Origin of the sequence: Rhizobium sophoriradicis (genome assembly GCF_025200795.1) — a bacterium.
Lineage (GTDB): Bacteria > Pseudomonadota > Alphaproteobacteria > Rhizobiales > Rhizobiaceae > Rhizobium > Rhizobium sophoriradicis.
On the sequence record NZ_CP104152.1, the window covers coordinates 988,966 to 1,012,577 of the forward strand.

Annotated in this window: 28 protein-coding genes and 1 pseudogene; 20 read left to right on the top strand and 9 right to left on the bottom strand. The window is 63.6% G+C overall.

The window, feature by feature from the left end; genetic code table 11:
* The first annotated feature begins 81 nt into the window (after positions 1-81).
* The 4 genes from N2597_RS04905 to N2597_RS04920 all read left to right on the top strand — a co-directional run bounded on the left by N2597_RS04905 (position 82) and on the right by N2597_RS04920 (position 2,758).
* Complete coding sequence (locus tag N2597_RS04905) at positions 82-558, top strand: YcgN family cysteine cluster protein (protein WP_183597005.1); 477 nt, start codon at positions 82-84, stop codon at positions 556-558.
* A gap of 219 nt (positions 559-777) precedes the next feature.
* Positions 778-1,761, top strand: a complete 984-nt coding sequence (locus N2597_RS04910; protein WP_183597003.1) for a TerC family protein — start codon at positions 778-780, stop codon at positions 1,759-1,761.
* A 42-nt stretch (positions 1,762-1,803) separates the two neighbouring features.
* Positions 1,804-2,106: a hypothetical protein gene (locus N2597_RS04915; protein ID WP_183597001.1), complete on the top strand. Its 303-nt coding sequence runs from the start codon at positions 1,804-1,806 to the stop codon at positions 2,104-2,106.
* A gap of 25 nt (positions 2,107-2,131) precedes the next feature.
* Complete coding sequence (locus N2597_RS04920; protein WP_183597056.1) at positions 2,132-2,758, top strand: exopolysaccharide biosynthesis protein; 627 nt, start codon at positions 2,132-2,134, stop codon at positions 2,756-2,758.
* Here the strand turns inward: N2597_RS04920 and N2597_RS04925 are convergent.
* Positions 2,745-3,323, bottom strand: coding sequence for a TetR family transcriptional regulator (locus tag N2597_RS04925; RefSeq protein WP_183597000.1), 579 nt, complete (start codon positions 3,321-3,323; stop codon positions 2,745-2,747). The two genes, N2597_RS04920 and N2597_RS04925, sit on opposite strands and share 14 nt — an antisense overlap.
* Positions 3,324-3,412: 89 nt before the next feature.
* Here N2597_RS04925 and N2597_RS04930 point away from each other — a divergent pair, with 89 nt between their 5' ends.
* Positions 3,413-4,327, top strand: coding sequence for an SDR family oxidoreductase (locus N2597_RS04930; RefSeq protein ID WP_183596998.1), 915 nt, complete (start codon positions 3,413-3,415; stop codon positions 4,325-4,327).
* Between the two features lie 9 nt (positions 4,328-4,336).
* On the opposite strand, the gene N2597_RS04935 is transcribed toward N2597_RS04930, so the two are convergent.
* The 5 genes from N2597_RS04935 to N2597_RS04955 form a co-directional block, all read right to left on the bottom strand.
* The gene (locus tag N2597_RS04935; RefSeq protein ID WP_183596996.1) at positions 4,337-5,434 is read right to left on the bottom strand and encodes a fatty acid desaturase; all 1,098 of its coding nucleotides are present in this window, start codon (positions 5,432-5,434) and stop codon (positions 4,337-4,339) included.
* Positions 5,435-5,674: 240 nt separating this feature from the next.
* Positions 5,675-5,821 carry a hypothetical protein gene (locus N2597_RS04940; RefSeq protein ID WP_170965057.1) on the bottom strand — a complete coding sequence of 49 codons (147 nt, stop codon included), beginning with the start codon at positions 5,819-5,821 and terminating at the stop codon, positions 5,675-5,677.
* Between the two features lie 38 nt (positions 5,822-5,859).
* Positions 5,860-6,258, bottom strand: a complete 399-nt coding sequence (locus N2597_RS04945; RefSeq protein ID WP_183596994.1) for a hypothetical protein — start codon at positions 6,256-6,258, stop codon at positions 5,860-5,862.
* A 203-nt stretch (positions 6,259-6,461) separates the two neighbouring features.
* Positions 6,462-6,842 (bottom strand): VOC family protein, encoded by a 381-nt coding sequence (locus tag N2597_RS04950; protein ID WP_009996888.1) that lies wholly within the window; start codon positions 6,840-6,842, stop codon positions 6,462-6,464.
* Between the two features lie 114 nt (positions 6,843-6,956).
* Positions 6,957-7,862, bottom strand: coding sequence for a S1C family serine protease (locus N2597_RS04955; RefSeq protein WP_010059187.1), 906 nt, complete (start codon positions 7,860-7,862; stop codon positions 6,957-6,959).
* A 213-nt stretch (positions 7,863-8,075) separates the two neighbouring features.
* Here N2597_RS04955 and N2597_RS04960 point away from each other — a divergent pair, with 213 nt between their 5' ends.
* Positions 8,076-9,479: an aminotransferase-like domain-containing protein gene (locus tag N2597_RS04960; protein ID WP_183596992.1), complete on the top strand. Its 1,404-nt coding sequence runs from the start codon at positions 8,076-8,078 to the stop codon at positions 9,477-9,479.
* 213 nt (positions 9,480-9,692) lie between these two features.
* Complete coding sequence (locus N2597_RS04965; protein WP_183596991.1) at positions 9,693-10,061, top strand: DUF983 domain-containing protein; 369 nt, start codon at positions 9,693-9,695, stop codon at positions 10,059-10,061.
* Between the two features lie 3 nt (positions 10,062-10,064).
* On the opposite strand, the gene N2597_RS04970 is transcribed toward N2597_RS04965, so the two are convergent.
* Positions 10,065-10,958 carry a LysR family transcriptional regulator gene (locus N2597_RS04970; RefSeq protein ID WP_077994830.1) on the bottom strand — a complete coding sequence of 298 codons (894 nt, stop codon included), beginning with the start codon at positions 10,956-10,958 and terminating at the stop codon, positions 10,065-10,067.
* 150 nt (positions 10,959-11,108) lie between these two features.
* Here N2597_RS04970 and N2597_RS04975 point away from each other — a divergent pair, with 150 nt between their 5' ends.
* The 4 genes from N2597_RS04975 to N2597_RS04990 all read left to right on the top strand — a co-directional run bounded on the left by N2597_RS04975 (position 11,109) and on the right by N2597_RS04990 (position 13,805).
* On the top strand, positions 11,109-11,720 hold the full coding sequence (locus tag N2597_RS04975; RefSeq protein ID WP_183596989.1) for a glutathione S-transferase family protein: 612 nt from the start codon (positions 11,109-11,111) through the stop codon (positions 11,718-11,720).
* A gap of 35 nt (positions 11,721-11,755) precedes the next feature.
* On the top strand, positions 11,756-12,685 hold the full coding sequence (locus tag N2597_RS04980) for a pyridoxamine 5'-phosphate oxidase family protein (protein WP_183596987.1): 930 nt from the start codon (positions 11,756-11,758) through the stop codon (positions 12,683-12,685).
* Positions 12,686-12,762: 77 nt separating this feature from the next.
* Positions 12,763-13,224: a nuclear transport factor 2 family protein gene (locus tag N2597_RS04985; protein ID WP_038687812.1), complete on the top strand. Its 462-nt coding sequence runs from the start codon at positions 12,763-12,765 to the stop codon at positions 13,222-13,224.
* Positions 13,225-13,244: 20 nt separating this feature from the next.
* Positions 13,245-13,805 carry a TetR/AcrR family transcriptional regulator gene (locus tag N2597_RS04990; RefSeq protein WP_077994832.1) on the top strand — a complete coding sequence of 187 codons (561 nt, stop codon included), beginning with the start codon at positions 13,245-13,247 and terminating at the stop codon, positions 13,803-13,805.
* Positions 13,806-13,814: 9 nt separating this feature from the next.
* On the opposite strand, the gene N2597_RS04995 is transcribed toward N2597_RS04990, so the two are convergent.
* Complete coding sequence (locus N2597_RS04995; RefSeq protein ID WP_009993710.1) at positions 13,815-13,979, bottom strand: hypothetical protein; 165 nt, start codon at positions 13,977-13,979, stop codon at positions 13,815-13,817.
* 156 nt (positions 13,980-14,135) lie between these two features.
* On the opposite strand from N2597_RS04995, the pseudogene N2597_RS05000 reads away from it, so the two are divergent.
* Positions 14,136-14,821 (top strand): annotated as a pseudogene (locus N2597_RS05000) (hypothetical protein).
* 20 nt (positions 14,822-14,841) lie between these two features.
* Positions 14,842-15,147: a Dabb family protein gene (locus tag N2597_RS05005; protein WP_039618754.1), complete on the top strand. Its 306-nt coding sequence runs from the start codon at positions 14,842-14,844 to the stop codon at positions 15,145-15,147.
* 218 nt (positions 15,148-15,365) lie between these two features.
* Here N2597_RS05005 and N2597_RS05010 read toward each other — a convergent pair whose 3' ends face one another.
* Positions 15,366-16,568 carry an MFS transporter gene (locus N2597_RS05010; RefSeq protein WP_183596985.1) on the bottom strand — a complete coding sequence of 401 codons (1,203 nt, stop codon included), beginning with the start codon at positions 16,566-16,568 and terminating at the stop codon, positions 15,366-15,368.
* A gap of 323 nt (positions 16,569-16,891) precedes the next feature.
* Here N2597_RS05010 and N2597_RS05015 point away from each other — a divergent pair, with 323 nt between their 5' ends.
* The 7 genes from N2597_RS05015 to N2597_RS05045 all read left to right on the top strand — a co-directional run bounded on the left by N2597_RS05015 (position 16,892) and on the right by N2597_RS05045 (position 23,481).
* Complete coding sequence (locus N2597_RS05015; RefSeq protein WP_009994276.1) at positions 16,892-17,140, top strand: hypothetical protein; 249 nt, start codon at positions 16,892-16,894, stop codon at positions 17,138-17,140.
* 54 nt (positions 17,141-17,194) lie between these two features.
* Positions 17,195-17,866, top strand: coding sequence for a response regulator transcription factor (locus N2597_RS05020; RefSeq protein WP_039618759.1), 672 nt, complete (start codon positions 17,195-17,197; stop codon positions 17,864-17,866).
* Positions 17,856-19,259 carry an ATP-binding protein gene (locus N2597_RS05025; RefSeq protein ID WP_038687818.1) on the top strand — a complete coding sequence of 468 codons (1,404 nt, stop codon included), beginning with the start codon at positions 17,856-17,858 and terminating at the stop codon, positions 19,257-19,259. Before N2597_RS05020 ends, N2597_RS05025 begins: the two co-directional genes overlap by 11 nt.
* 118 nt (positions 19,260-19,377) lie before the next feature.
* Positions 19,378-19,803: an RT0821/Lpp0805 family surface protein gene (locus N2597_RS05030; RefSeq protein WP_038687820.1), complete on the top strand. Its 426-nt coding sequence runs from the start codon at positions 19,378-19,380 to the stop codon at positions 19,801-19,803.
* A 98-nt stretch (positions 19,804-19,901) separates the two neighbouring features.
* Positions 19,902-21,032 carry a c-type cytochrome biogenesis protein CcmI gene (gene ccmI, locus N2597_RS05035; protein WP_077994834.1) on the top strand — a complete coding sequence of 377 codons (1,131 nt, stop codon included), beginning with the start codon at positions 19,902-19,904 and terminating at the stop codon, positions 21,030-21,032.
* Positions 21,029-21,490: a cytochrome c maturation protein CcmE gene (gene ccmE / locus N2597_RS05040; protein ID WP_009988134.1), complete on the top strand. Its 462-nt coding sequence runs from the start codon at positions 21,029-21,031 to the stop codon at positions 21,488-21,490. Before ccmI ends, ccmE begins: the two co-directional genes overlap by 4 nt.
* A complete protein-coding gene (locus tag N2597_RS05045) occupies positions 21,487-23,481 on the top strand; it encodes a heme lyase CcmF/NrfE family subunit (RefSeq protein ID WP_183596983.1) in 1,995 nt (664 codons plus the stop codon). Before ccmE ends, N2597_RS05045 begins: the two co-directional genes overlap by 4 nt.
* Positions 23,482-23,612 lie beyond the last annotated feature (131 nt).

Sequence of the window (23,612 nt, forward strand, 5' to 3'; positions counted from 1 at the left end):
TTGATTGATTTTGTGGCGGATAACAAGAGAGTAGAGCGGTGGTCACGCGAATTTGCGGGCCGCTGTTGCAAGAAACGAACGATGAACGATCTGCCCTTCTGGAAGAGCAAGACGCTGGCCGAAATGACCGCGGCCGAATGGGAAAGCCTTTGCGACGGCTGCGGCCTCTGTTGTCTCAACAAAATCGAGGAATGGGATAGCGGCGATATCTATTTCACCTCGGTCAGCTGCAAGCTGCTCGACGGCCAGAGCTGTCGCTGCTCGAGCTATGAGAACCGCTGGGATTTCGTGCCGGACTGCGTGCAGCTGACCAAGGAGAACGTGCCTGAGATCGCCTGGCTGCCGCCCACCTGCGGCTACCGGCTGGTCAACGAGGGCCACGATCTCTACTGGTGGCATCCGCTCGTCTCAGGCGACCCGGAAACCGTGCATGCGGCCGGCATTTCCGCCCGCGGCCGCACGATCAGCGAAACCGAGATCGATATCGAGGATCTCGAGGATTACGTCGTCGACTGGCCGCTGACCGTCGGCGAGGAGAAGGACGAGGAGGAAGCGTAAGCGGCCGGCGCGCCCGGCTTTCGCCTTGCGGTGCGATATATCGCCCGCCGTGTCTCCGGCGCGACATATAAAATTGACGCCGGCCGCTGCTTGATTATTGAAAAGTGAGACCCCACTTGCGGTGCGACCCGCTGGTCCGGGCCCCTCTGGCGAGAGCTTCGGCACTCTTGCGATGTCGGACCTCTTCTCCGACAACCAGTGCCGACCAGGGGATTATCCTTGAATCTGTCTTTTTTGTTCGTCGAGTGGCTGGGAACGCCGCTCTGGATGTGGTCGAGCTTTTTCGCCCTTGTCATCGCCATTCTGTCGTTCGACCTCGGTATTCTTCATAAGCAGAACAAGGAAATCGGCGTCGGCGAAAGCGTCAGGCTTTCCGCCCTCTATATCGCGCTCGGCCTCGCCTTCGGTGGTTGGGTATGGTGGTATCTCGGCTCCGAGGCCGGCCTTGCCTATCTGACGGGCTTCGTCGTCGAAAAGACGCTCGCCCTCGACAACGTCTTCGTCATCGCTCTGATCTTCTCCTTCTTTGCCGTGCCGCGCCTCTACCAGCACCGTGTGCTCTTCTGGGGTATTCTCGGCGTCATCGTGCTGCGCGCCATCATGATCGGCGTTGGCGCCACGCTGGTCGCCGAATTCGCCTGGCTTCTCTATATTTTCGCCGCGTTCCTGATCGTCACCGGCATCAAGATGCTGTTCGTCAAGGAGGCAGAGCCTGATGTCTCGAAGAACGTCCTCGTCCGCTTCATGCGCAGCCGTTTCAACGTCACCGAGGAACATCACGGCGAACGGTTCTTCGTCAGAAAGGCAGACCCCAGGACGGGAGCGATGACCTGGTTCATCACGCCGCTCTTCATGGCGCTCGTGATGGTCGAAGTCGCCGACGTCATCTTTGCCGTGGATTCGGTCCCCGCGATCTTCGCGATCACCACCGATCCGTTCCTCGTCTATACCTCGAACATCTTCGCGATCCTCGGCCTTCGCGCCCTCTATTTCGCGCTGGCGGCGATGATTCATCGCTTCCGCTATCTGAAGCCCGCGCTTGCCATCGTGCTGATCTTCATCGGCTCGAAGATCTTCGTCGCCGATCTGCTGGGCCTGGAAAAATTCCCGGCTGCGCTCTCGCTGAGCATCACTTTCGCGATCATCGCCGCCGGCGTGGTCTGGAGCCTCCTCAAAACGCGGGATCCGCAGCAGCTCGCCTGAGCGGGCTCTGCGAGCAATACGTAAACAAAGGAAGGAACAGATATGATTTCGGATTTCATCGGCTGGATTTTTGCCCTCCTCGTCGTCGGTCCGCTGCAGGCCGAGATACAGCAACAGGCTGAGCGCGCCCGGCTTCCCGTGGAGATCGTCCGCCAGTCCCAGGCCTGCCTGACATCTCAGGGACCGCGGCTCGTCGAGCGCGCCGCCGGCGACTACGTCTGGGCGGCGGCCACAGTCGTCAGCATAGCGATCGGCCATACCGCGCCGGCGGAACTTCTCGACGGCAGCGACCCGCAATGCGCAGCCCTCGCCAGCGCCCTGAAGGGAGACGGCGAGGGTGCGTGACGGCAACCAGCTGAAAACGGACCGTGTGATTGATCAAGACGGAAAGAAACAACCGCCGCGCGGCGTGGCCACGACGCGGCTGCGCGAGATGTTGGAAATCGCCCGGGTAAAAGGCGGCCTCTCCGTCGGCGAGGCTCTGGAGGCGATGGGCCAGACGAGCATCGCCTTCACCATCCTGTTCCTGGCAATCCCGGCGCTGACCCCAATCCCCGGGCCGTTCGGAATGGTCTTCGGCACTGCGCTCGCGCTGGTCTCCCTCCAGATTGTCGCGGGTGGCCGGAAGATCTGGTTGCCCGCCATCCTCAGGGATCGCCGGGTTTCGCCCGCGGCGCTTGATCTTATCGTCGGTCACGCGGTTCCGGTGATCGCCGGGGTGGAAAAGCTCGTGCGCGCCGGCCGGCTGCAGGCTCTCACCGGTCCGGCAGTGCAGGCACTTCTTGGCGTTCCTGTCTTCCTGCTTGCTGTGGTGATCGCGCTGCCGATCCCCTTCGGCAATATTCTGCCGGTGGTCTCGCTGGTCGTGCTGGCCGTCGCCCTGATGGAGCGGGATGGTCTCGTCACCTTGATCGGACTGCTGCTCACATCGGCGACGATCGTCACCACCGCCACCTTGATTTATTTTATCAAGGCGATGATCTTCACGGCCGCTTAGCCGAATGGACGGGGACCGCTGCGAGGAACCGCCGCAGCTCCGTCTCCACATATTCATCCACCCGCCCTTCTGCGCCAAAGCCCCACCAGGTGAGCGAGCCCTGCCATTGCGACAGCATCAGCCGGGCGATGGTCTCCGGCGCGCTCGCCGATCCGAAGCAGCCTGCGATCGCTGCCGTCAGCGCCTGTCCCCAGGCCGCGCCGCGGGCGCGCAGCACCGGATCGCGAAAATCCTCACGAAGCACCAGAAGTCCCTCGCCATAGGCGGCGGCATTGTCGCCGTAATCCTGCGACAGGCCGACAAGCAGCGCGACCGCGCCTTCAGACGTTTTCGGCACGCTTTCGGCAAGCCTTGCCGTCTCCGCATCCAGCCTGTCCCAGGCATAGAGCAGGGCCGCGCGCAGCATCGCCGCCTTCGTCGCAAAACGCTGCACCAGCGTCGAGCCGGAGAGGCCGCTCGCCTTTGCCACTGCCGCAAAGGTCGCGGCATCCGGCCCTTCCGCCTGGATCAGCGCCAGCACCATGGCGAGAAGCTGCTCATCGGATAGGGTGCGGCGGCGCGGCATGAAATTCCCTCTTGCATTCAGCTTATTTATGAACGAGCATTCGTTTATATACAATAGGCGTTTTCGGTTCTAACGCGGAGGATGGCGAAATGACAGCGGAGTTGCGGGAAAAAGTGGCTTTGGTGGCCGGTGCGACGCGCGGCGCCGGCCGCGGTATTGCGGTGGAACTCGGCGCTGCTGGCGCAACGGTTTATGTGACGGGGCGCACGACGCGCGCCCATCAATCCGAATATGCCAGGCCGGAGACGATCGAGGAGACGGCCGAGCTGGTGACGGCGGCGGGCGGCAGCGGCATTGCCGTGCAGGTGGATCATCTGGTCGCCCATGAAGTCGAGGCGCTGGTCGCACGCATCCGGGCGGAAACCGGAAGGCTCGATATTCTCGTCAACGACATCTGGGGCTGCGAGAAGCTGTTCGAATGGGACAAACCCGTCTGGGAGCATTCGCTGGACAAGGGGTTGCGCATGCTGCGGCTCGGCATCGAGACACATCTGATCACCGCCCACTACGCGCTGGCGCTGATGATCGAACGGCCGGGCGGGCTCTTGGTGGAGGTGACCGACGGCACGGCGGAATACAACGCCGCGCATTACCGGCTGTCGCCCTTTTACGACCTCGTCAAGACAAGCGTCATCCGCATGGCCTGGGCGCATGCCCAGGATCTGGCTAAACACGGCGCCACCGCCGTTTCGATCACCCCCGGCTGGCTGCGCTCCGAAATGATGCTGGACGCCTATGGTGTCAGCGAGGCGAATTGGCGCGACGCGACGAAGGTCCAGCCGCATTTCGCCATTTCCGAAACGCCGCGCTTCGTCGGCCGCGCCGTGGCGGCCATCGCCGCCGATCCCGATCGCGCCCGCTGGAACGGCCAGTCGCTGTCGAGCGGCAGCCTGGCCAAGGTCTATGGCTTCGATGACATCGACGGGTCGCGGCCGGATTGCTGGCGCTACATGGTGGAAGTGCAGGAGCCGGGTAAGCCGGCGGATGTCACCGGCTATCGCTGAGACAGCCCGTTAGCTTGCGGCTCTGAGCCGCGCCACGTCACGAAACGACACCAGCCGTTTCGCCTGTTCGTCCCAGAGCACCAGCTTGACGCAACGCAGGCTATCCATGAGCGTGATGCGGCCGATATCGGCCAGCTCGGGATGGTCCCTTAGCACCTCCGGCAACCGATAATAAGGCACCCGGCTCGCCAGATGATGCACATGGTGGATGCCGATATTGCCGGTGATCCAGCGTAGCACCGGCGGCAGGTCGTAATGCGAGGCACCGTGAAGGGCCGCATGCTGGAACTGCCAGTCCGGTTTCTTCGACCAGTGCGTTTCCTCGAACTGGTGCTGGACATAGAACAGCCAGACGCCAGCGGCTCCCGCTAGAAGCACGATCGGCAGGTGCACCAGCAGGAAGGGAACGATCCCGCCCGCCCAGATCAATAAGGCGGCGGCCAGAGCGATGGCAAGGTTGGTCGCCATGGTCGAGATCCAGGGCAGGGGGCCGGAGCGCATCATGCCGAAGGGCAGGCGCTGCTTGAAGATGAACAGCCATGCCGGCCCGATCCCGAACATGACGGCTGGGTGCCGGTAGAGCCGGTAGGCAAGCCGCCCCCGGCGGGACCGCGCATTATATTCGGCGATCGTCAGTGTCTCAATGTCGCCAACGCCGCGCTCGTCGAGGTTTCCGGCCGAGGCGTGATGTTCCGCATGCGCCCGACGCCAGTAGTCGTAAGGCGTCAGCGTCAGGATGCCGATCGCGCGCCCGACCCAGTCGTCGAGGCGGCGGCGGGCGAAAAATGAGCCGTGGCCGCAATCATGCTGGATCATGAACAGCCTGAGCAGGAAAGCGGCTGCTGGAACGACGAGGATTAGGCCCGGCAAAAAGCCGTAACGAACGGCCGCCCATGCGGCGGCCCAGAACAGCGCAAAGGGAATAGCTGTCACGGCCAGTTCAAAGGCACTGCGTGTGGCCCTCGGCTGGCGATATCCTGCAAGGATCTTCAACCAAGGTTTTTCGGCGAAAAGTGCTGTCGGTTGTTTCTGCGGATTTTCACAAGGCTCGTCCAAGGCGGCAAGCCGGATTTCCTCGCTCTCGAAGCGGCGCGCGCCTTCGATCACGAAATATCGCCGGAAAAGGCTGCGACGCTCGACGGAGCGTCGACGCGGTTGATTATATGAACAAGAGTCATGCTCTGTGGCACCTTCCGGCTTTTTCGAAAACACGATCATCGCTGATCCCGCGTCCCGGTAGGACGCGCCGCCGCTTTTAGCCACACATCACCCAATACGCAAATCGATCCCGACTGCGTTTGTCATGAAAGGGGCCACGGGCGATCCACCCGAGGGCTCGACGCGCGCTTATTTCTTCGGCGCGCTGCTTCCGTGTGGAGCGGCCTGGGTCGCGGCCTTCATCTGGCCGGCGAATGTGCGTGCCATCTTCGGCGCCAGCTTGTCCTTCTTCGGTTTGCGAGCCTCGCGATTGCTTCTCAGCTGACCTTTTGCCATCGATCGATCTCCTGTTCAGACGAATGCAAAGCGCGTTTTCAGCTTCGCGCGTCGGGTTTGAGGTTTGTCTTACGCCTGTCGCTGGGCAATCCCTGGATCGCATAACGGTCGTATACCGGAGTGACTGGTTTCGGCGGCGTCTTCAGCTTGCCGAAGTAGTGTTCGAGTGCCTGCGAAAGCATGGCGGGCGACGTTACGCCCTCCTGAAACAGCTTGATCAGCAGCATCGCTGCGACATTGCAGCCCCCGCCGTCGTCGGGCGTGATCCTGGCCTCGTAGCCCGCATTGTCGAGTACGGACTGAAGCATGTCGAGATTGGACGAGGTCAGGTATGGCTTTTTGGAAGTGGAAGACATCGGTCCTCCTTTCGTCGGGGCGAAGGTATGAAAACCCTCAGTCGGCAGCGCCCGGACAATGGCTGCCGACGGCGAAACCATGCGCCTTTCGCCGAGGCAAGGCAATGGGATTCTCGCTATGAATATTCGTTTTTGCTTATGAAAAGCCCGCACCGGTCAGGTGCGGGCGATGATCCTCATTCCGCCGGCTGATAGGCCGTCTGCCGCGCCGGCGATGTCCTCGGACCGGCTGCCGCGCGGCGATTTCAAGAGCCGCGGCCTGACGGCCGTTCTATCTCACCCGCTTACATCTCCCCCTTGTGAAAATAGGCTTCGAGGCGGTAGCCGTCGGGATCGATGACGAAGGCGGCGTAATAGAAGCGGCCGTAATCCGGCCGGATGCCCGGTTCGCCATTGTCGGTGCCGCCGGATGCGATAGCGGCGGCGTAAAAGGCGTCGACAGCGGCCTCGTTCGGGGCGACGAAGCAGAAATGCAGCCCGGATTGCATGTCGGCGACAACGGGATGCTCGGCCTGTATCACCCAGAGGCCGACCTCATCAGGACCGTAGCCGATCACACCATCGGAATTGGACAGGCGCTCATAGCCGAGCGGCGCCAGCGCCGCATCATAGAAACGGCGGGCTCTTTCGAGGTCTTTGACACCGATGGAGACATGATCGAACATGGTCTGCAAACTCCGTTCATCCCAAGACTAATTGAACAGCAGCATCTTTCAACTGCCAAAAGAAGAGTGGAATCCGTTTGGAGGTCCGGCCGCGCGCACTTGGCCGGTAAGACTTTACTGCAGCTGCGGCTTTTTCAGAAAGCTGTTGCGGTCGGCGGATTTGACGCGCAGCCAGGCCTCCCGGCCGTTGCGCAGAATCCGCATCGGAATCTCGGCGCCGGCCGGGCCGCTGCTCCAGAGCTTGCGGTAGAAATCGGCAAGGCCGTCAACCTCTTCGTCACGGATCTCGGAAATGATATCGCCCTGACGCAGACCGGCCTCGGCGGCCGGACCGCCTTCGGCGACGCTCATCACCACCACGCCGCCATTGCTCTCAGCGGAGAATGCGCCGAGCCAAGGCCGCGGCGGCTTGTTGACCTGACCGCGGTTCAAGAGGTCGTCGAGGATCGGCGGCAACAGATCGATCGGCACGACCATATTGATGTCGGCGACCTCGCCGTCCTGGCTCATCTGCAGGCGCAGCGAACCGATGCCGAGCAGCTTGCCGTCGGCGCCGATCAGCGCTGCCCCACCCCAGGCGGGATGGGCCGGTGCGGTAAAAATCGCCTCGTCCAGCAGATATTCCCAATAGCCGGCGAATTCCTGCCGGGCGACGATGTTTGCCTGGACGAACTCGCCGATCCCATCGGCAAGCACGACGGGATCGCCGGGCCTGGCGGCGGCCGCATCGCCGAAATCCACCGCCGGGGCGTTGAGAACGCCGAGCGCCTGCACCAGGCCGAAGCCGCTTTCCTGATCATAGGCAAGAGGATGGGCGGGAACCACCCGGCCGTCCTGGGTCGTCAGCCAGACCTCCTCAGCCTCGGTGATGAGATAACCGATGGTCAGCACCAGCCCGTTGTCGCGAATGACGACGCCGCTGCCCTCCCGGACGGTGCCCAGCGTCTCCGCCGTGAAGGCATCTTCTGGGATGGAGGAACGGACGGCCACGACGGACCGCAGGATCGGATCAATATTCATGCTTTTATCCCGAGGCGCCGCCGCGCGACACCGAAAGCCGGCGCGCCTCCTTAATAGGTAAGAAGGTGAAGGGGCGGCGGCAAGGTTGGCGCGACTGGAATTTCCGCAGCCCTATGCCAAGCCGTGGAAGGCTACCGGAATATCTGGGGGTGACAGCGGTGCTGCGCAACAATATACAGTCAATCCTATCAGGAATCAGACAGGGATCACGACATGAAGGATTGGCATCCCGATCTCAGCCGGAGCAGCAGCCCGCGTTACATGGCGATTGCCGATCTGATCGAAATGGATCTGCGCAGCGGCCATCTGGCGGTCGGAGACCGGCTGCCGCCGCAACGCGACCTCGCCAAGCGGCTGAATGTCGATTTCACCACCGTGGCCAGAGGCTATGTCGAGGCGCAGAAGCGCGGTCTTGTCGAGTCGCATGTCGGCCGGGGCACTTTCATCACCGGCCGCGTGGGCAAGGCGAGGCAGGACTTCGCGCCTGACTCGGCGCCCGATCCGCGCCGCGCATCGATCGTCGACTTCTCGATGAACATGCCGCCGGAACCAGACGATCCGGAACTGATCGCGGGCATGCGAGAGGCCATGTCGGCGGTGGCCGCAAGTCTCATCCCGCTACTGCGCTACCAGGGTTTCGGCGGCTCCGGCATCGATAAGGACGCCGCCGCCGTCTGGCTCGGCCGCCGTGGGCTCACGCCTTCGCAGGAGCGGATCTTCGTCACGCCGGGTGCGCATCCGGCCCTGTTGGCGATCTTCGGCCTGCTGGCAAAGCCGGGCGAGACGGTGCTTTCGGAAATCATCACCTATCCCGGCATGCGCTCGATCGCCGCCCAGCTGCGGCTCAACCTCGCCGGCGTGCCGATGGACGAGGACGGTATCCTGCCGGACGCCCTTGCCAGCGCCTGCGAACGGTTGAAGCCGAAGGCGCTCTATCTCAATCCGACACTGCAGAACCCGTTGACACTGACCATTTCAACCGGTCGGCGCGAGGAAATCGCGGCCGTCGCCCGCAAACATCAGCTGCCGATCGTCGAGGATGATGCCTATGGCTTCATTCCCCAGCAAGGTCTGGCGCCGCTTGCGGCATTAGCGCCGGACCTCACCTGGCATATTGGCGGCCTGGCGAAATCCCTCGGCGCGGGCCTGCGCCTTGCTTATGTCGTGGCGCCCGACAGCAAGGCCGTATGGCCCTTCGTCAGCGCTATGCGCGCCAACAACGTCATGGCCTCGCCTTTGACAGTGGCACTCGCCACCCGCTGGATAGAGGACGGCACGGCCGATGCGATCCTGCGCTTCATCCGCGCCGAGGCCGCCGCCCGTCAGCAGATGGTCGCCGCCATCCTGCCTGCCGGCAGCTACCGCGCCGATCCGATCAGCTTCAACATCTGGCTGCCGCTCGCCAATGGCTGGACCCGTTCCACCTTCGGCAGTCATATGCGTTCCGCCGGCATCGGCGTCGTGGCAAGCGATGCCTTCACCGTCGAGGGCGCCGCCCCGGAAGCGGTGCGGGTCTGCCTCGGCGGCCCGATCACTCGGGAGAGACTGCACGGCGCACTGGAATTCATGACCCATGCGCTGGAAGGCCCGCCGGAAATGGCGGCGTCGTTCTTCTAATCCCGGCAGCTTTCAACTTGCCCTCAGGCCCGCTGCTGGTCTGGTCCCTTCGATGATGTGATGTCTGCGGTTTGCCCGGTCGCCAGCCGACGGGGATCTGCGGCATTCTGGCAAGTTGACTGGTGATTGATGCGTAATGTATTTATATTGAATGCATGCATTCGTGTGGCATTGATCGGCATTGAGCCGCGTGCCAGAGAAGACGAGGTTATCATGGACACCGAATATCCCCCGCTTCCTCCGATGCAGACCGGCGTCAGGGGACGTTGCCCGCGTTGCGGCCAGGGCCATATGTTCAAGGGCTTTCTGACGCTGCAGCCGCAATGCGAGGTCTGCGGCCTCGATTATGCCTTCGCCGATCCGGCCGACGGCCCGGCCTTCTTCGTCATCTGCTTCGCCTGCATACCGAGCGTCCTGCTTGGCGTCTGGCTGGAGGTGGCGTTTTCGGCGCCGATCTGGGTGCAGCTTCTGGTCACCGGCCCCTTCATGCTCGCCACCTGCATTCCGCCACTCAGGCCCCTGAAAGGCTGGTTGGTCGCCAGCCAATATTTCTACAAGGCGGAAGTGGGCAAACTCGCCTAGAGCCTATTTCAGCGTCGCGCGCAGGCGCGGCGTGGCGAAATCGATGAGCGCCCGCAGTTTCAGCGGCACCAGCCCCTGCGAGGGATAGACGAGCTGCACCGGCGCCGGCGGCGGTTCGAAATCTTCGAGCAGCGGCACCAGCAGGCCCGCCGCTGCGGCGCGGGCGGCCTGATAGGAGAGCACGCGGGTGACGCCGAGACCGGCGACGGCCGCATCGACGGCGGCCTCGGCGGTGTTGACCGCGAGCCGTGAGCGGATCGGCACGGCAAGATCGCGCTTCCCCTCCGTGAAGCTCCAGCTCCGAGTCGCGGCCATGTTCTCGAAGGTGATGCAGTCATGTGCGGAGAGATCGCCCGGCTGCCGGGGTGCCAGGTGCCGCGCGAGATAATCCGGGCTGGCATAGACGGTGCGGCGGATCGCGCCGAGCCGCGTGGCGATCAGGTTGCTGTCGGCCAGGGTGCCGATCCTCAGCGCCAGGTCGATATGATCCTCGACAAGGTTCGACAGACGGTCGCCGAGCATCAGCCGCAGATTGATCTCGGCATAGGCCTTCAGGAAATCCACCACGACAGGCAGGACATGCAGCCGCCCGAAGACGATCGGCGCGGTCATCGTCAGCTCGCCCTTCGGCGCGCTGTATTCGCCGGCGGCCGTCCGTTCCGCCTCTTCCACCCGGTCGAGAATTTCCCGCGCCGCCTCCACATAGGAGCGTCCGGCCTCGGTCAATGTGATCTTCCGATTGCTTCTCTGCAGCAGCTTGGCGCCGAGATGCGCCTCGAGCTCGGAGACCTTGCGGCTGACCGTCGCCAGCGGTGAACGCAGATGCCGCGAGGCGGCCGACAGGCTGCCTTGCTCGACGACGGCAAGAAGCACGCTCATGGCGTCGAGGCGGTCCATTTTATCCTTCCATCAATTGAGAACATGCCTTCCAGATTAGCATCCTACTGCAGTTCATTGGAAGGCAGTAAATTCCCTGCAGGTGGTTCGAACGGCCATCGCCGGCAAGGCCGAGGCCTTGTTCCCGCCCCATCAGACAAAGGAACCGTCATGAAACTCTACCATCATCCGCTGTCCGGCCATTCCCACCGGGTTCACCTGTTCCTGTCGCTGCTCGGCGTGCCTTACGAACTGGTCGAGGTCGACTTGGCCGCCGGCGCTCACAAGGCTCCTGAGTTCCTGAAGCTCAATGCCTTTGGCCAGGTGCCGGTGCTTGACGACGATGGAGCGGTCATTTCCGATTCCGCCGCCATCCTCGTCTATCTCGCACGCAAATTTGGCCGCACCGACTGGCTGCCGGTAGACATGTTGGCGGCGGCACGGATCCAGAAATGGCTCTCGGTCGCCGCGGGCGAGATCGCCTACGGGCCTTGCGCCGCCCGTCTCGTCACTGTCTTCGGCGCCGCTTTTCATGCCGACGAGGTGATTGCCCGGGCGCACCGTATTCTCACGCTGGTCGAGGCGGAGCTCACGGGCCGCGCCTTCCTGCTCGGCGACAATCCGACGATCGCCGATATCGCGCTTTACAGCTACATCGCCAATGCGCCGGAGGGCAATGTCGACACCGCGCCCTATCAGGCCGTGCGCGCCTGGCTTTCCCGCATCGAGGCGCTGCCGGGTTTCGTCAGCTTCCGCAAGACGAAGATCGGACTGGCCGCATAAAGATCCGTCCCGATCGTGCCTGAAAGGAGGCCGTGATGCTGGAGACAAGAGAGGATGCGCCATCGCCCTGGCATCAGGGTGAACTCGCAATGCAGCGCAGCGTCGGCGTCGTCGAGCGGATGGACGGGCCGGGGCGGAATTTCGTCCGCAAGGCGATGCCCGAGCAGCACCGCGCCTTCTTTCCGATGCTGCCTTTCGTCGTGCTCGGCACGGTCGATGCGAAGGGCGACGTCTGGGCGACGGTGCGGGCCGCGCAGCCGGGTTTCATGTCCTCGCCGGACCCGGAGACGCTTGAGGTCCGCCTGCCGCGCGAGTCGGCCGATCCTGCCGATGCCGGGATGGAGGATGGCGCCGCCATCGCGATGCTCGGCATTCAGCTCGAGACCCGGCGGCGCAACCGGTTGAACGGCGCCATCAGCAGGACGGATGCCGATGGTTTCCGCCTGCGCGTCGGCCAGAGCTTCGGCAATTGCCCGCAATATATCCAGCCTCGCGCCGCCGCCTTCGTTCGCGATCCCGCTCTGCCGACAGCGCTGCCGCCGCTGCGGTCCCATGAGTTCGACGAGCGCGCGCGGCGGATGGTCGAGAATGCCGATACGTTTTTCGTCGCTTCCTATGTCGACCGCGAGAATGGCGAACGCCAGGTCGACGTCTCCCATCGTGGCGGCTATGCCGGGTTCGTGCATCTCGGCGCCGATGGCGCGCTGACCGTTCCCGACTTTGCCGGCAATCGTTTCTTCAACACGCTCGGCAATTTCCTGGTCAATCCGAAGGCTGGGCTGGTCTTCATCGATTTCGATACCGGCGACATGCTGCAGATGACGGGACGGGTCGAGGTGTTGCTCGATTCGCCTGACATCGCCACCTTTCCCAGGGCGGAAAGGCTGTGGCGTTTCACGCCGGAGGATATCGTGCTTCGCCCGGATGCCCTGCCGCTGCGGTGGAACCGGCGCACCGATGTCTGAGCTCGATCGCCGCCCGACAAGACTTGTAAAACCTGTACCGATCGGTAAACTCGAAACTACCCAGTACAGGAGATATCATGTCCAGCCTCATTCCGCCGTTCACCCTGGAGACCGCCACGCAGAAAGTTCGTCTCGCCGAGGACGGCTGGAACAGCCGCGATCCCGAGCGCGTCTCGCTCGTCTACACGCCGGACAGCCGCTGGCGGAACCGCGCCGAATTCATTACCGGCCGCGCCGAGATCGTCGCTTTTCTCACCCGCAAATGGGCCAAGGAACTGGACTACCGGCTGATCAAGGAGATCTGGGCCTTCACCGACAATCGCATTGCCGTGCGCTTTGCCTATGAATGGCACGATGACAGCGGCAACTGGTTCCGCTCCTATGGCAATGAGAACTGGGAATTCGATGCGGCCGGCTTGATGCAGCGCCGTTTTGCCTGCATCAACGATCTGCCGATCCGGGAAACGGAGCGCAAATACCACTGGCCGCTCGGCCGACGGCCGGACGATCATCCCGGCCTGACCGAGCTCGGCCTCTAGAACAGGATGAATTCAGGCCGGTGAAGACCGTCTATGAACGCACCGACATCGTGCCGCTGCTCGCGGAAACCTTCCGCGAGCTCGGTTACGAGGGCGCCACGCTCAGCCGCATCACCGAACGCACCGGCATCGGCAAGGGCAGCCTTTATCACTTCTTCCCGGGCGGTAAGGAGGAGATGGCCGGCGCCGTGCTCGCCGATATCGACGCCTGGTTCGAGCAGGCGGTCTATCGGCCGCTGAGAAATGACGATGCCCGTCAGGCGATCGCGGCGATGTGGCTCAACGTGGGTGACTATTTCCGCTCCGGCGGCCGCATCTGCCTCGTCGGCGCCTTCGCGCTCGACGACACCCGTGAGCGGTTTTCGTCTGCGATCGGCGACTATTTTATCCGCTGGATCGAGGCGTTGCGTTCGGCGCTGATGCGGGCAGGCTGTGCCGAGCGGGAGGCGCAGACGCTGGCCGAGGAAGGCATCTGCGGCATTCAAGGGGCGCTGGTACTGTCGCGCGCGCTCAAAGATGAAGCGGTCTTCACCCGGTCGCTGGAAACGTTGGCGAAGCGGCTTGAGGCTGCGACGCGATGAGGGCAGACCTTACATCCGCGCCGCTTTGCCTGTATCTCTCGGCGTTGCGGTTGAGGCTGCCGGGTCGGGCGGGGTGTTCTCGCGCTCAAGGCGAATCTGGCGCCACTCATTTTCCATCTGGTCGACGACGTGCTGGGGAATGGTGGTCTGGGTATTGGCGGCAGGCGTCTGCATCGGAAGCCTCCTCTTGTGGTGGTAAGGCTTCAGGGCAAGGAAATGAATTGCACAAGATAAAAGCCGTGTAAATCAGGGGCTTAGGCACTTCAAACGATTAAGTTGATTTTAATCGATTAAGACGGTTTTAACCACGAGATTGCCGGGAAGCGCGGTATGGTTGTCCACATGGATCGGATGTTCTTTTTTGATGCGGTGTGCCAGGAGCTCTTTAAAGGAGGGCTAACTCATCCTCAGGTAGAGGGTATTGCGGCGATTCTCGATGCCTGGGAAAAGCGGTTTGCGCGGGCCGACCGCCGGTGGCTGGCCTACATCCTCGCAACCGCTTACCACGAGACCGCCTATACGATGCAGCCGGTCCGCGAGACGTTGGCTGAAAGCGATACTCGCGCCGTCGAGATCCTGGAGGCGGCCTTTGCCGCCGGCAGGCTTTCCTGGGTAAAGGCGCCCTACTGGCGGCCGGACGAGGATGGCCGCTGCTGGCTCGGGCGTGGCCTGGTGCAGCTCACCCATAGGCGGAATTACGAGGCGATGAGCGTGCTGACGGGCATCGACCTCGTTGCCGATCCTGATCGGGCGATGGAGATGGATGCGGCGGTGACCATCCTGATCGAAGGCATGCTGCAGGGCAGCTTTACCGGACACAAACTTGCCGATCACCTGAACGCGACGACCGAGGACTGGGTCAATGCGCGCCGCATCGTCAACGGCACCGACCGGGCCGAGAAGCTCGCGGGCTACGCCAGGGCCTTCCATGCGGCGATGCGTCCTGATGCCGCGCAGGGCGGGGCGTGCGGTTGAAGGCCCGGGGTCCGCGTGTTATCGCGCGGGCGACCCTCTGAAATCTGACAGGAGCTTCCGCGTGATCCGCCATATCGTTTTCTTCACAGTGCAGGAGGAACATCTGGAGGAGGTGAGGGCCGGACTGTCGATCCTGACCGCCATTCCGCACGCGCGGCTGCTGGAAATCGGCACCAATGTGAAGACCGATCAGCTGGGTACCGAGATCGATCTTGTCGTCTACGGTGAATTCGACGATGAAGCGGCTCTCGCTGCCTATAAGGCGCATCCCGATTATCAGCGCTCGATCGAGCGTGTGCGGCCGCTGCGGGAAAAGCGCATTGCCGCGGACTACGACAGCCGCGCAGCGGTGACGCGGCCGCTCTGAACCGGCAGGCCGTCGGCTGCCGGACGTGTTTTGGTTAAATTTCAAAGGGATAAACAGCTTTCCGGATTCGCCGCGCTGGATGTTGATGCAGCCGTGAGCCACCGGATCCAATCTTCGCAAAATCGGCGGCAAGCGATTCAAAAGATTCGTCAAACGCACGGTCCATCGTCAGCGGAAGAGGGCGTCCATTCCAAGCGTCATGAGGCGGCCGGGCTTGGCTAAGATGCCCGCGCACCGCGCACCAGCGTCATCAGCATCAGCACCAGAATCAGCGACAAGGCGGCGAGAACGGCAGCGGCGAAAAGCGCCGGGCCGGGGCCGGCGCGGTCGAGGATGGCAGTGAAGACAACAGGGGCGATCGCATTGGCAAGGTTCTGCGGCAGCGACAGCCGTGCCGATTGCAGGCCGAATTCGCGCGGCGAAAACACCGCCAGCGGCAGAAGCGCGCGGGCAACGGCCATGACGCCGGAGCCGAAGCCGTAGAGCACAACGAAGGTGACGAGCAGCGGCGTCGACGGACTGGCGAGCAGCATCATCAGGAAGCTTATCAGCATCAGGCCGATGCCCATGGCGGCGCTGAGGATGGGATTGCCGCGCCGGCCGAGCAGCATGTCGAGGAAGCGCGCCGAAATGCCGAGCACGCCGCGGGCCGAGCCGAGCTGCAGCGCCAAGGCCGGCGCGGCGCCCGACTGGCGGAAGATTTCGAGCAGCGAGGGCGAGATGCCGAAGGTGACGAAGGTGGTAAGGGTCGTCGTCGCGGCGATCAGCAGAAAGGCTTTGCGCCCGGCCGCCTTCGACAGCGGCACCGGCGCGATTTCGGCCGCGCCGCCGACGACATGCGCGGCGATCGGCTTCGGCAGGGCGAAAAGATGCAGCGGCAGGCAGATGAAGAATTGCAGGCCTGCGCAGATGAGGAAGGTGAGGCGCCAGCCGACGGCTTCGTTGAGCAAGCTGAGGATCGGCCAGAAGATGGCACTCGAAAGCCCGGTGAACAGCATCAGGGCGGCGATGACGCGCTTGCCGTTCATCCCTTCGCGCTCGACGACGGCGGTATAGGCGGGCGCCGACAGACCGAGCGCGCCGCCGATGCCGATCACGATCCAGGCGGCGGCGTAGAGAATGACGCCGTTGGCGGCTGCCAGCAGGCAGAGGCCGAGGGCAAAGGTCAGGGAAGCCGCCGAAAGCACCCGGGCAGCGCCGTAACGGCCAAGCCAGCGACCGGTCGTCGGGCCGACGATGGCGCTGACCAACATCATGATCGTCAGGCCGGCAAACGCCACCTCGTTCGCCATGCCGAGATCGGGCGCCACGATGCGGCCCATCACCCCGAGCATGTCGAAAGTCGTACCCCAGCCGATCACCTGGGTGATGGCAAGCACGAAGACCGTCTGCGCCGAGCGGAAGCGGAAGGAGTTTGGCATTGGTGCTGAAATGGCCTGAATGCGGGAGCCGCAAGGACATAACAGGTTCAATCAGCCGGCAAAAGCTGTGATTGCAATTTCCGGCAGCCCGCCGCGCGCGGGCTTGACCCAAGCATCCACGCGCAACCCTCCGTGTGCGCCTGGGGAAGACTTTTCCCATGCGCAAAAAGCGGCCGCGGCATCGGTTTTCAGCAGCTGACACCTGCTGCCGCCAACAGTCGAGAACGGTTCTAAACACCCGCATTACAGCGCATTCATTTGCCATTCAGGTCGCGTGAGTACATAGTCGCATCAAGTTGGAATTACCCTTGAAAGCATAACACATGGCCTTTCCTCTGAGCGTCGCAATAGTGGCCGCCGGACTGGTGGTATCGGCGCCCTCACCGGACGCCACAGGCACTCTTGTCGTGCGTGTGACAGGCGATTGCAGCGCCGCTGCCGCCCAGGTCGTCGAGCAGACGGGTGGCCAGCTCTTATCGGTGCAACCGGTGGGCGATAGTTGCATCATCACCGTTCTGGTGTCGGGCAACGGCCAGCGCCCGCGCAAGGTGACGGTAAAGGTTCCGATGTAGGCGGAATCGGTCTATTCAGAACATGGTCGATTTGAAGCGGACGAAGGCGGACCGATGCGCATCCTGGTAATCGAAGACGACGTCAATCTGAACCGGCAGCTGACCGACACGCTGAAGGAGGCGGGCTATGTCGTCGACCAGGCGTTCGACGGCGAGGAGGGACATTTCCTCGGCGATACCGAACCCTATGACGCCATCATCCTCGATATCGGCCTGCCTGAGATGGACGGCGTCACCGTGCTCGAAAAGTGGCGCGGCGCCGGCCGCGGCATGCCGGTTTTGATCCTGACGGCGCGCGACCGCTGGAGCGACAAGGTCGCCGGCATCGACGCCGGTGCCGACGATTACGTCACCAAACCGTTCCATGTCGAGGAAGTGCTGGCGCGCATCCGGGCGCTGATCCGGCGTGCGGCCGGGCATGCCTCCTCCGAGATCATCTGCGGACCCGTTCGGCTCGACACCAAATCCTCCAAGGCGACGGTTAACGGCACGGCGCTGAAGCTGACCTCGCACGAATACCGCCTGCTCGCCTATCTCATGCATCACATGGGCGAGGTCGTCTCGCGCACCGAACTCGTCGAGCACATGTACGACCAGGATTTCGACCGCGACTCCAACACGATCGAGGTCTTTGTCGGCCGCCTGCGCAAGAAGATGGGCGTCGACCTGATCGAAACGGTGCGCGGTCTCGGCTACCGCATCCAAGCGCCGAAACATGCGAATTAAGTCGCTCACCGCACGTGTGCTGCTGCTGACCACGGTCTGGTCGACGGTGGCCCTGGTGGTAATCGGCCTGCTCATCTCGACGCTCTACCGCAAGAGCGCCGAACGCGGTTTTCAGGATCTGTTGCGGGCCCAGCTTTATAACGTCATCAATTCGGTGACGATCGGCGATCAGGGGGCGTTGAGCGGCAGCCCGCAGCTCGGCGATCTGCGTTTTGCCCAGCCGAAGACCGGCTGGTACTGGGTGGTGGAGCCGCTCGGCACCTATACGACAGCGCCGCTGGTCTCGCCCTCGCTCGGCTCGGCGCTCATTCCGGTGCCATCCGTCGTCGAGGCGCCCTTCGACAAGAATTACGAGCGCTACTATCAGGTGACGGACGCCTCCGGCAACCGGGTGCAGGTCGCCGAAACCGAAGTGGTGCTCGACACCGACGGACGCGCGGCGCGTTTTCGCGTCACCGGCAATGTCGATGTCGTCGAGGACGATGTGCGCACCTTTTCCCACAGCCTCTATCTGGCGCTTGCCGGTTTCGGCGTCGGCAGCCTGATCGTCAATGCGCTCGCCATTCTCTACGGCCTGAAGCCGCTCGACAAGGCGCGCGCCGCCCTGGAGCGCATCCGTGCCGGCGAAAGCGAGCAGTTGAAGGGCGACTTCCCGCGCGAAATCCTGCCGCTCGCCAACGAGGTCAATGCGCTGATCGACAGCAACCGGCGCATCGTCGAGCGGGCGCGCATGCAGGTCGGTAATCTCGCCCATTCGCTGAAGACGCCGATCGCCGTTCTCCTCAACGAGGCGCGCGTTCTCGAAAAATCCCACGGCGAACTGGTGCGCAGCCAGGCGGAATCGATGCAGGGGCAGGTGCAGTCCTATCTCAACCGGGCCCGCATCGCCGCCCAGCGCGAATCCGTGCTGGCGCGCACCGATGCCGAGCCGGCACTCGAGCGGCTGGTGCGCGTCATGCGCCGGCTGAATGTCGAGACCGAATTCGATCTCGTCGTTTCGCCGCCGCATCTGGCCGTCGCCATGGAGCAGCAGGATCTCGAGGAGACGGTCGGCAATCTCCTGGAGAATGCGGCGCGTTTCGCCAAGAGCAGGGTGCGGCTCTCCGCCGTAGAGGCCGGCGAGGACGTGAAAGGGGCAGAGGCCAGCGCCCGCCGCCACTGGGTGGAGCTCGCCGTCGAGGACGACGGGCCGGGCCTGGAGCCCGACCAGATCCGCGAGGCGCTGAAGCGCGGCCGCAGGCTCGACGAAAGCAAGCCGGGAACCGGGCTCGGCCTGTCGATCGTCACCGAGATTTCCAACGAATACCAGGGGCGCCTCGAGCTGTCCCGCGGCGAGTGGGGCGGGCTGAAGGCGAAGCTTATCCTGCCCGGCGTCACAAAGGATGTTGCATGACCAACTGCTTGATGTCACAAAGATACTGGCAAACGCATAGCATGCTTTGCCTTAATGCTGACACGGGGACGCTGCACTTCGATCGGCTGAAATTGACCTCTGATCGTGGTTCGACGCAATGATTCTACGCTCGCAAGGGATGATCGTTTCCATCCTGCTTCTCGCCGTCGCGCTCACCGGCTGCACGACGACGAAGGGCGCTGCTTCGCGCGGCATTTTTTCCAGCAAACCTTCGGCATCGGCCGCCTTCATCACCGCGCTGCAGGGCGGCATCGTCGGGCGCAGCGGCGTCAGCTTGAGCGACAGCGACAAGCAAAGAGCGCTCGAGGCGGAATATCGGGCGCTGGAAGGGGCAGCTGTCGGTCAGCCGGTGGTCTGGAGCGGCAAGGACGTCACCGGCAAGGTGGTGGCGGCAGCCCCCTATCAGGTCGGCTCGCAGAATTGCAGGCAATATACCCATACGCTGACGGTCGACGGCAAGGACAGCGTGGCGCGTGGCGCTGCCTGCCGCAACGACGACGGTAGCTGGTCGCCGCTCGGGTGAGGCTCGTTCCAAGCTAAATTGCGGCGAATAGCCTCAAATCTTCGTCATTCCGGCTTTGGCAGTTGGAATAGCGCCACGCTTCACGTATTTGGGCCGGTATGCTGTTCTGGATTCTCGTTGCCGTTCTGACGGCAGCTGTCGCCGTCATCCTGCTTTACCCCCTTCTGCGTGGAGCGAAGGCGGCGGAGAACAGTCGTGCCGGCGAGGCGGCAGTTTATCGCGACCAGCTGCGCGAACTCGACCGCGATCTTGCCGGTGGGCTGATCACAGCTGAGGAGGCTGATTATGCCAGGGCCGAAATCGGCCGGCGGCTGATCGCCGTCTCCGCCGGCGAGCCGGAGGGAACGCCGAAGCCCGCGCGCCATCACCGTGTCACCGAAGCCTTCGTTCTCCTGATCCTGCCGGTGCTCGGGCTCTGTCTTTATGTGACGATGGGCAGGCCCGGTCTGCCCTCGCAGCCGCTCGAAGCGCGGCTGGAAAATCCCGGCAATGACGTGGCGGTGCTGATCGCCAAGGCGGAACGGCATCTGGCCGAAAATCCCGATGACGGGAAGGGTTGGGACGTGCTGGCGCCGATCTATGTCCGCACGATGCGGGTCAATGATGCTGAGGTCGCCTACCGCAATGCGATCCGGCTTCTCGGCCCGAGCCCGATCCGGCTCGACGGCCTCGCCGAGACGCTGATAGCGGTCTCCGAAGGCGTGGTGACCGAAGAGGCGCGCCAAGCGCTGGAACAGTCGTTGACGCTTGAACCCAACAATCCGCGTGCCCGCTTCTATATCGCCCTCAGCATGGAGCAGGCGGGGCGAGCCGACGAGGCGCGCCGGGCCTTCGAAGCGCTGGCGCAGCAATCGCCTGCCGATGCGCCCTGGCTGCCGCTGGTCACTGAACATATCTCCAAGAACGGCGGCGCGGCTGCCCAGCCTTCGGCGCCTAGCGGCCCAACGTCGGAAGACGTGGCGGCGGCCGAAAACATGAGCGCCGGCGACCGCCAGCAGATGATCCGCGGCATGGTCGAAAGCCTCGACGCCAAGCTGAGCGCCGAACCCAACAATTTCGAGGGATGGATGCGGCTCGTCCGCTCCTACGCCGTAATGAACGACAAGGATCGCGCAGCCGACGCCCTGAAGCGCGGGCTTGCGGCCTTTCCGCCGCCGGGGGAACAAGGTCGGCAATTGCTGGCGCTTGCCAGTGAACTTGGCATAGCCACGGAGGGTATGACCCAATGACGCGCAAGCAGAAGCGCCTTGCGGTGATCGGGGGCGGGATGAGTTTCATCCTTGCCGCGGTGCTGTTGGTGATGTTCGCCTTCAGCCAGTCTGTGGCCTATTTCTACATGCCGGCGGATCTGGCGAAGACGCCGGTGGCGCCGGAGACCCGCATCCGGCTCGGCGGCCTGGTGGGCGCGGGCAGCGTCGTGCGCGGCGCCGGCTCGACGGTGGAATTTGCAGTCACCGACGGCAGCGCCAATGCGGTCAAGGTCCAATATACCGGCATCCTTCCGGATCTGTTCCGCGAGGGCCAGGGTGTGGTCACCGAAGGCATGTTTGCCTCAGGCAGCAACGTCTTTGTCGCCGACACGGTGTTGGCCAAGCATGACGAGACCTATATGCCGAAGGAAGTGGCCGACAAGCTGAAGGCGCAGGGTCTGTGGCAGGAAGGCCAGGAGGCGAAGGCGACGCCATGATCATCGAGATCGGCCATTACGCCCTGGTGCTGGCGCTGGCGACGGCGCTGATCGTCTCGAGCGTGCCTGTGATCGGCGCCCGCCGCCGTGACCGGGCGATGATGGATGTGGCGACATCAGGCTCGCTGGCGATGTTTACACTCGTCGCCTTCTCTTTTGCCGTGCTGACCTATGCCCATGTCGTCTCCGACTTCTCGGTCGAGAACGTCTGGGAGAATTCGCATTCGCTGGTGCCGCTGATCTACAAATATTCCGGCGTCTGGGGCAATCACGAGGGATCGATGCTGCTCTGGCTGCTGATCCTGGTGCTGTTCAGCGCGCTGGTCGCCGTCTTCGGCCGCAACCTGCCGGAGACGCTGAAGGCCAATGTTCTGGCCGTGCAGGCCTGGATCTCGCTCGCCTTCACCCTGTTCATCCTTTTGACCTCCAATCCCTTCCTGCGGCTTGATCCGGCCCCGGCCGAGGGCCGCGACCTCAATCCGGTGCTGCAGGATGTCGGGCTCGCCATCCACCCGCCGCTGCTCTATCTCGGCTATGTCGGCTTCTCCGTCTGCTTCTCCTTTGCCGTTGCCGCTCTCCTGGAAGGCCGCATCGATGCCGCCTGGGCGCGCTGGGTCCGACCCTGGACGCTGGCCGCCTGGACCTGTCTGACGCTTGGCATCGCCATGGGCTCCTACTGGGCCTATTACGAGCTCGGCTGGGGCGGCTGGTGGTTCTGGGATCCGGTGGAAAACGCCTCGTTCATGCCGTGGCTGGCCGGCACAGCGCTTCTGCATTCGGCCCTCGTCATGGAAAAACGCGAGGCGCTGAAGATCTGGACTGTGCTGCTCGCCATCCTGACCTTCTCGCTGTCGCTGATGGGCACCTTCCTGGTGCGTTCCGGCGTGCTCACCTCGGTGCATGCCTTCGCCAGCGATCCCTCCCGCGGCGTCTTCATCCTTTGCATCCTGCTGATCTTTATCGGCGGGGCGCTGTCGCTGTTTGCCTTGCGGGCGCCGAAGCTTGCGGCCGGCGGACTGTTTGCGCCGATTTCGCGCGAGGGCGCCCTGGTTCTCAACAATCTGATCCTGACGGTCGCCTGCGGCACGGTGCTCACCGGCACGCTCTATCCGCTGCTCCTGGAGACGCTGACCGGCGACAAGATCTCCGTCGGGCCGCCCTTCTTCAACCTGACATTTGGCCTGCTGATGGCGCCGCTGCTCGTCATCGTGCCCTTCGGGCCGCTGCTTTCCTGGAAGCGCGGCGATCTGCTCGGCGTTTTGCAGCGGCTCTATGTTGTGGCGGGTCTCGCCTTCGCGGCCGCGCTGATCTTCTTCTATCTCCAACATGGTGGGCCGGTACTCTCCGTGCTGGGGCTCGCCGCAGGCCTGTTCCTGGTTCTCGGCGCAATCGCCGATCTCTGGTATCGCGCCGGCATCGGCAAGGTGGCGGCCAACGTCGCCTGGCGGCGTCTGACCGGCCTGCCGCGTTCGGCCTTCGGCACCGCCCTTGCCCATGCCGGGCTCGGCATCAGCGTGCTCGGCATCGTCGCGGTGACGACGTTCCAGACCGAGCACGTCATCGAGATGAAACCCGGCGAGACGACGGATGCCGGCGGCTACAGCCTGCATTTCGACGGCATGCAGCCGGCGACCGGGCCGAACTACACCGAGGAGCGCGGCCACTTCAGCATCCGCCGCGCCGGTGTCGCGGTCGCCGACACCTGGTCGGCCAAGCGGCTCTACATTGCCCGCCAGATGCCGACGACGGAGGCGGGCATCCTGACCTTCGGCCTTAGCCAGCTCTACGTTTCCTTGGGCGACGCCACCAAGGACGGCGGTATCGTCGTGCGCATCTGGTGGAAACCGTTCATCCTGTGCATCTGGGGCGGCGCGCTGATCATGGCCGCCGGCGGCCTCGTCTCGCTCTCCGACCGCCGCCTGCGCGTCGGCGCCCCGCGCCGTAAGGCGAAGGCAAGACCGGCGGCCCCTGCCATGGAGCCGGCGGAATGATGCGCTCGCACCTCTTTTCCGCTTCTCCCCACCGGGGAGAAGATGCCCGAAGGGCAGATGAGGGGGCCGAGCGGCAGAGCAGTGAGGAGCTTGAGCGCAAGCGAAAGGTCGTTTTTGCTTCGAGTGGCCGC

What these genes read in the sequence shown, in the direction of transcription:
- N2597_RS04905 (WP_183597005.1), top strand. Translation starts at nt 82, where the DNA reads ATGAACGATCTGCCCTTCTGGAAGAGCAAGACGCTGGCCGAAATGACC.
- N2597_RS04915 (WP_183597001.1), top strand. Translation starts at nt 1,804, where the DNA reads ATGATTTCGGATTTCATCGGCTGGATTTTTGCCCTCCTCGTCGTCGGT.
- N2597_RS04925 (WP_183597000.1), bottom strand. Translation starts at nt 3,323, where the DNA reads ATGCCGCGCCGCCGCACCCTATCCGATGAGCAGCTTCTCGCCATGGTG.
- N2597_RS04930 (WP_183596998.1), top strand. Translation starts at nt 3,413, where the DNA reads ATGACAGCGGAGTTGCGGGAAAAAGTGGCTTTGGTGGCCGGTGCGACG.
- N2597_RS04940 (WP_170965057.1), bottom strand. Translation starts at nt 5,821, where the DNA reads ATGGCAAAAGGTCAGCTGAGAAGCAATCGCGAGGCTCGCAAACCGAAG.
- N2597_RS04945 (WP_183596994.1), bottom strand. Translation starts at nt 6,258, where the DNA reads ATGGTTTCGCCGTCGGCAGCCATTGTCCGGGCGCTGCCGACTGAGGGT.
- N2597_RS04950 (WP_009996888.1), bottom strand. Translation starts at nt 6,842, where the DNA reads ATGTTCGATCATGTCTCCATCGGTGTCAAAGACCTCGAAAGAGCCCGC.
- N2597_RS04955 (WP_010059187.1), bottom strand. Translation starts at nt 7,862, where the DNA reads ATGAATATTGATCCGATCCTGCGGTCCGTCGTGGCCGTCCGTTCCTCC.
- N2597_RS04960 (WP_183596992.1), top strand. Translation starts at nt 8,076, where the DNA reads ATGAAGGATTGGCATCCCGATCTCAGCCGGAGCAGCAGCCCGCGTTAC.
- N2597_RS04965 (WP_183596991.1), top strand. Translation starts at nt 9,693, where the DNA reads ATGGACACCGAATATCCCCCGCTTCCTCCGATGCAGACCGGCGTCAGG.
- N2597_RS04970 (WP_077994830.1), bottom strand. Translation starts at nt 10,958, where the DNA reads ATGGACCGCCTCGACGCCATGAGCGTGCTTCTTGCCGTCGTCGAGCAA.
- N2597_RS04975 (WP_183596989.1), top strand. Translation starts at nt 11,109, where the DNA reads ATGAAACTCTACCATCATCCGCTGTCCGGCCATTCCCACCGGGTTCAC.
- N2597_RS04980 (WP_183596987.1), top strand. Translation starts at nt 11,756, where the DNA reads ATGCTGGAGACAAGAGAGGATGCGCCATCGCCCTGGCATCAGGGTGAA.
- N2597_RS04985 (WP_038687812.1), top strand. Translation starts at nt 12,763, where the DNA reads ATGTCCAGCCTCATTCCGCCGTTCACCCTGGAGACCGCCACGCAGAAA.
- N2597_RS04995 (WP_009993710.1), bottom strand. Translation starts at nt 13,979, where the DNA reads ATGCAGACGCCTGCCGCCAATACCCAGACCACCATTCCCCAGCACGTC.
- N2597_RS05010 (WP_183596985.1), bottom strand. Translation starts at nt 16,568, where the DNA reads ATGCCAAACTCCTTCCGCTTCCGCTCGGCGCAGACGGTCTTCGTGCTT.
- N2597_RS05015 (WP_009994276.1), top strand. Translation starts at nt 16,892, where the DNA reads ATGGCCTTTCCTCTGAGCGTCGCAATAGTGGCCGCCGGACTGGTGGTA.
- N2597_RS05020 (WP_039618759.1), top strand. Translation starts at nt 17,195, where the DNA reads ATGCGCATCCTGGTAATCGAAGACGACGTCAATCTGAACCGGCAGCTG.
- N2597_RS05025 (WP_038687818.1), top strand. Translation starts at nt 17,856, where the DNA reads ATGCGAATTAAGTCGCTCACCGCACGTGTGCTGCTGCTGACCACGGTC.
- N2597_RS05030 (WP_038687820.1), top strand. Translation starts at nt 19,378, where the DNA reads ATGATTCTACGCTCGCAAGGGATGATCGTTTCCATCCTGCTTCTCGCC.
- ccmI (WP_077994834.1), top strand. Translation starts at nt 19,902, where the DNA reads ATGCTGTTCTGGATTCTCGTTGCCGTTCTGACGGCAGCTGTCGCCGTC.
- ccmE (WP_009988134.1), top strand. Translation starts at nt 21,029, where the DNA reads ATGACGCGCAAGCAGAAGCGCCTTGCGGTGATCGGGGGCGGGATGAGT.
- N2597_RS05045 (WP_183596983.1), top strand. Translation starts at nt 21,487, where the DNA reads ATGATCATCGAGATCGGCCATTACGCCCTGGTGCTGGCGCTGGCGACG.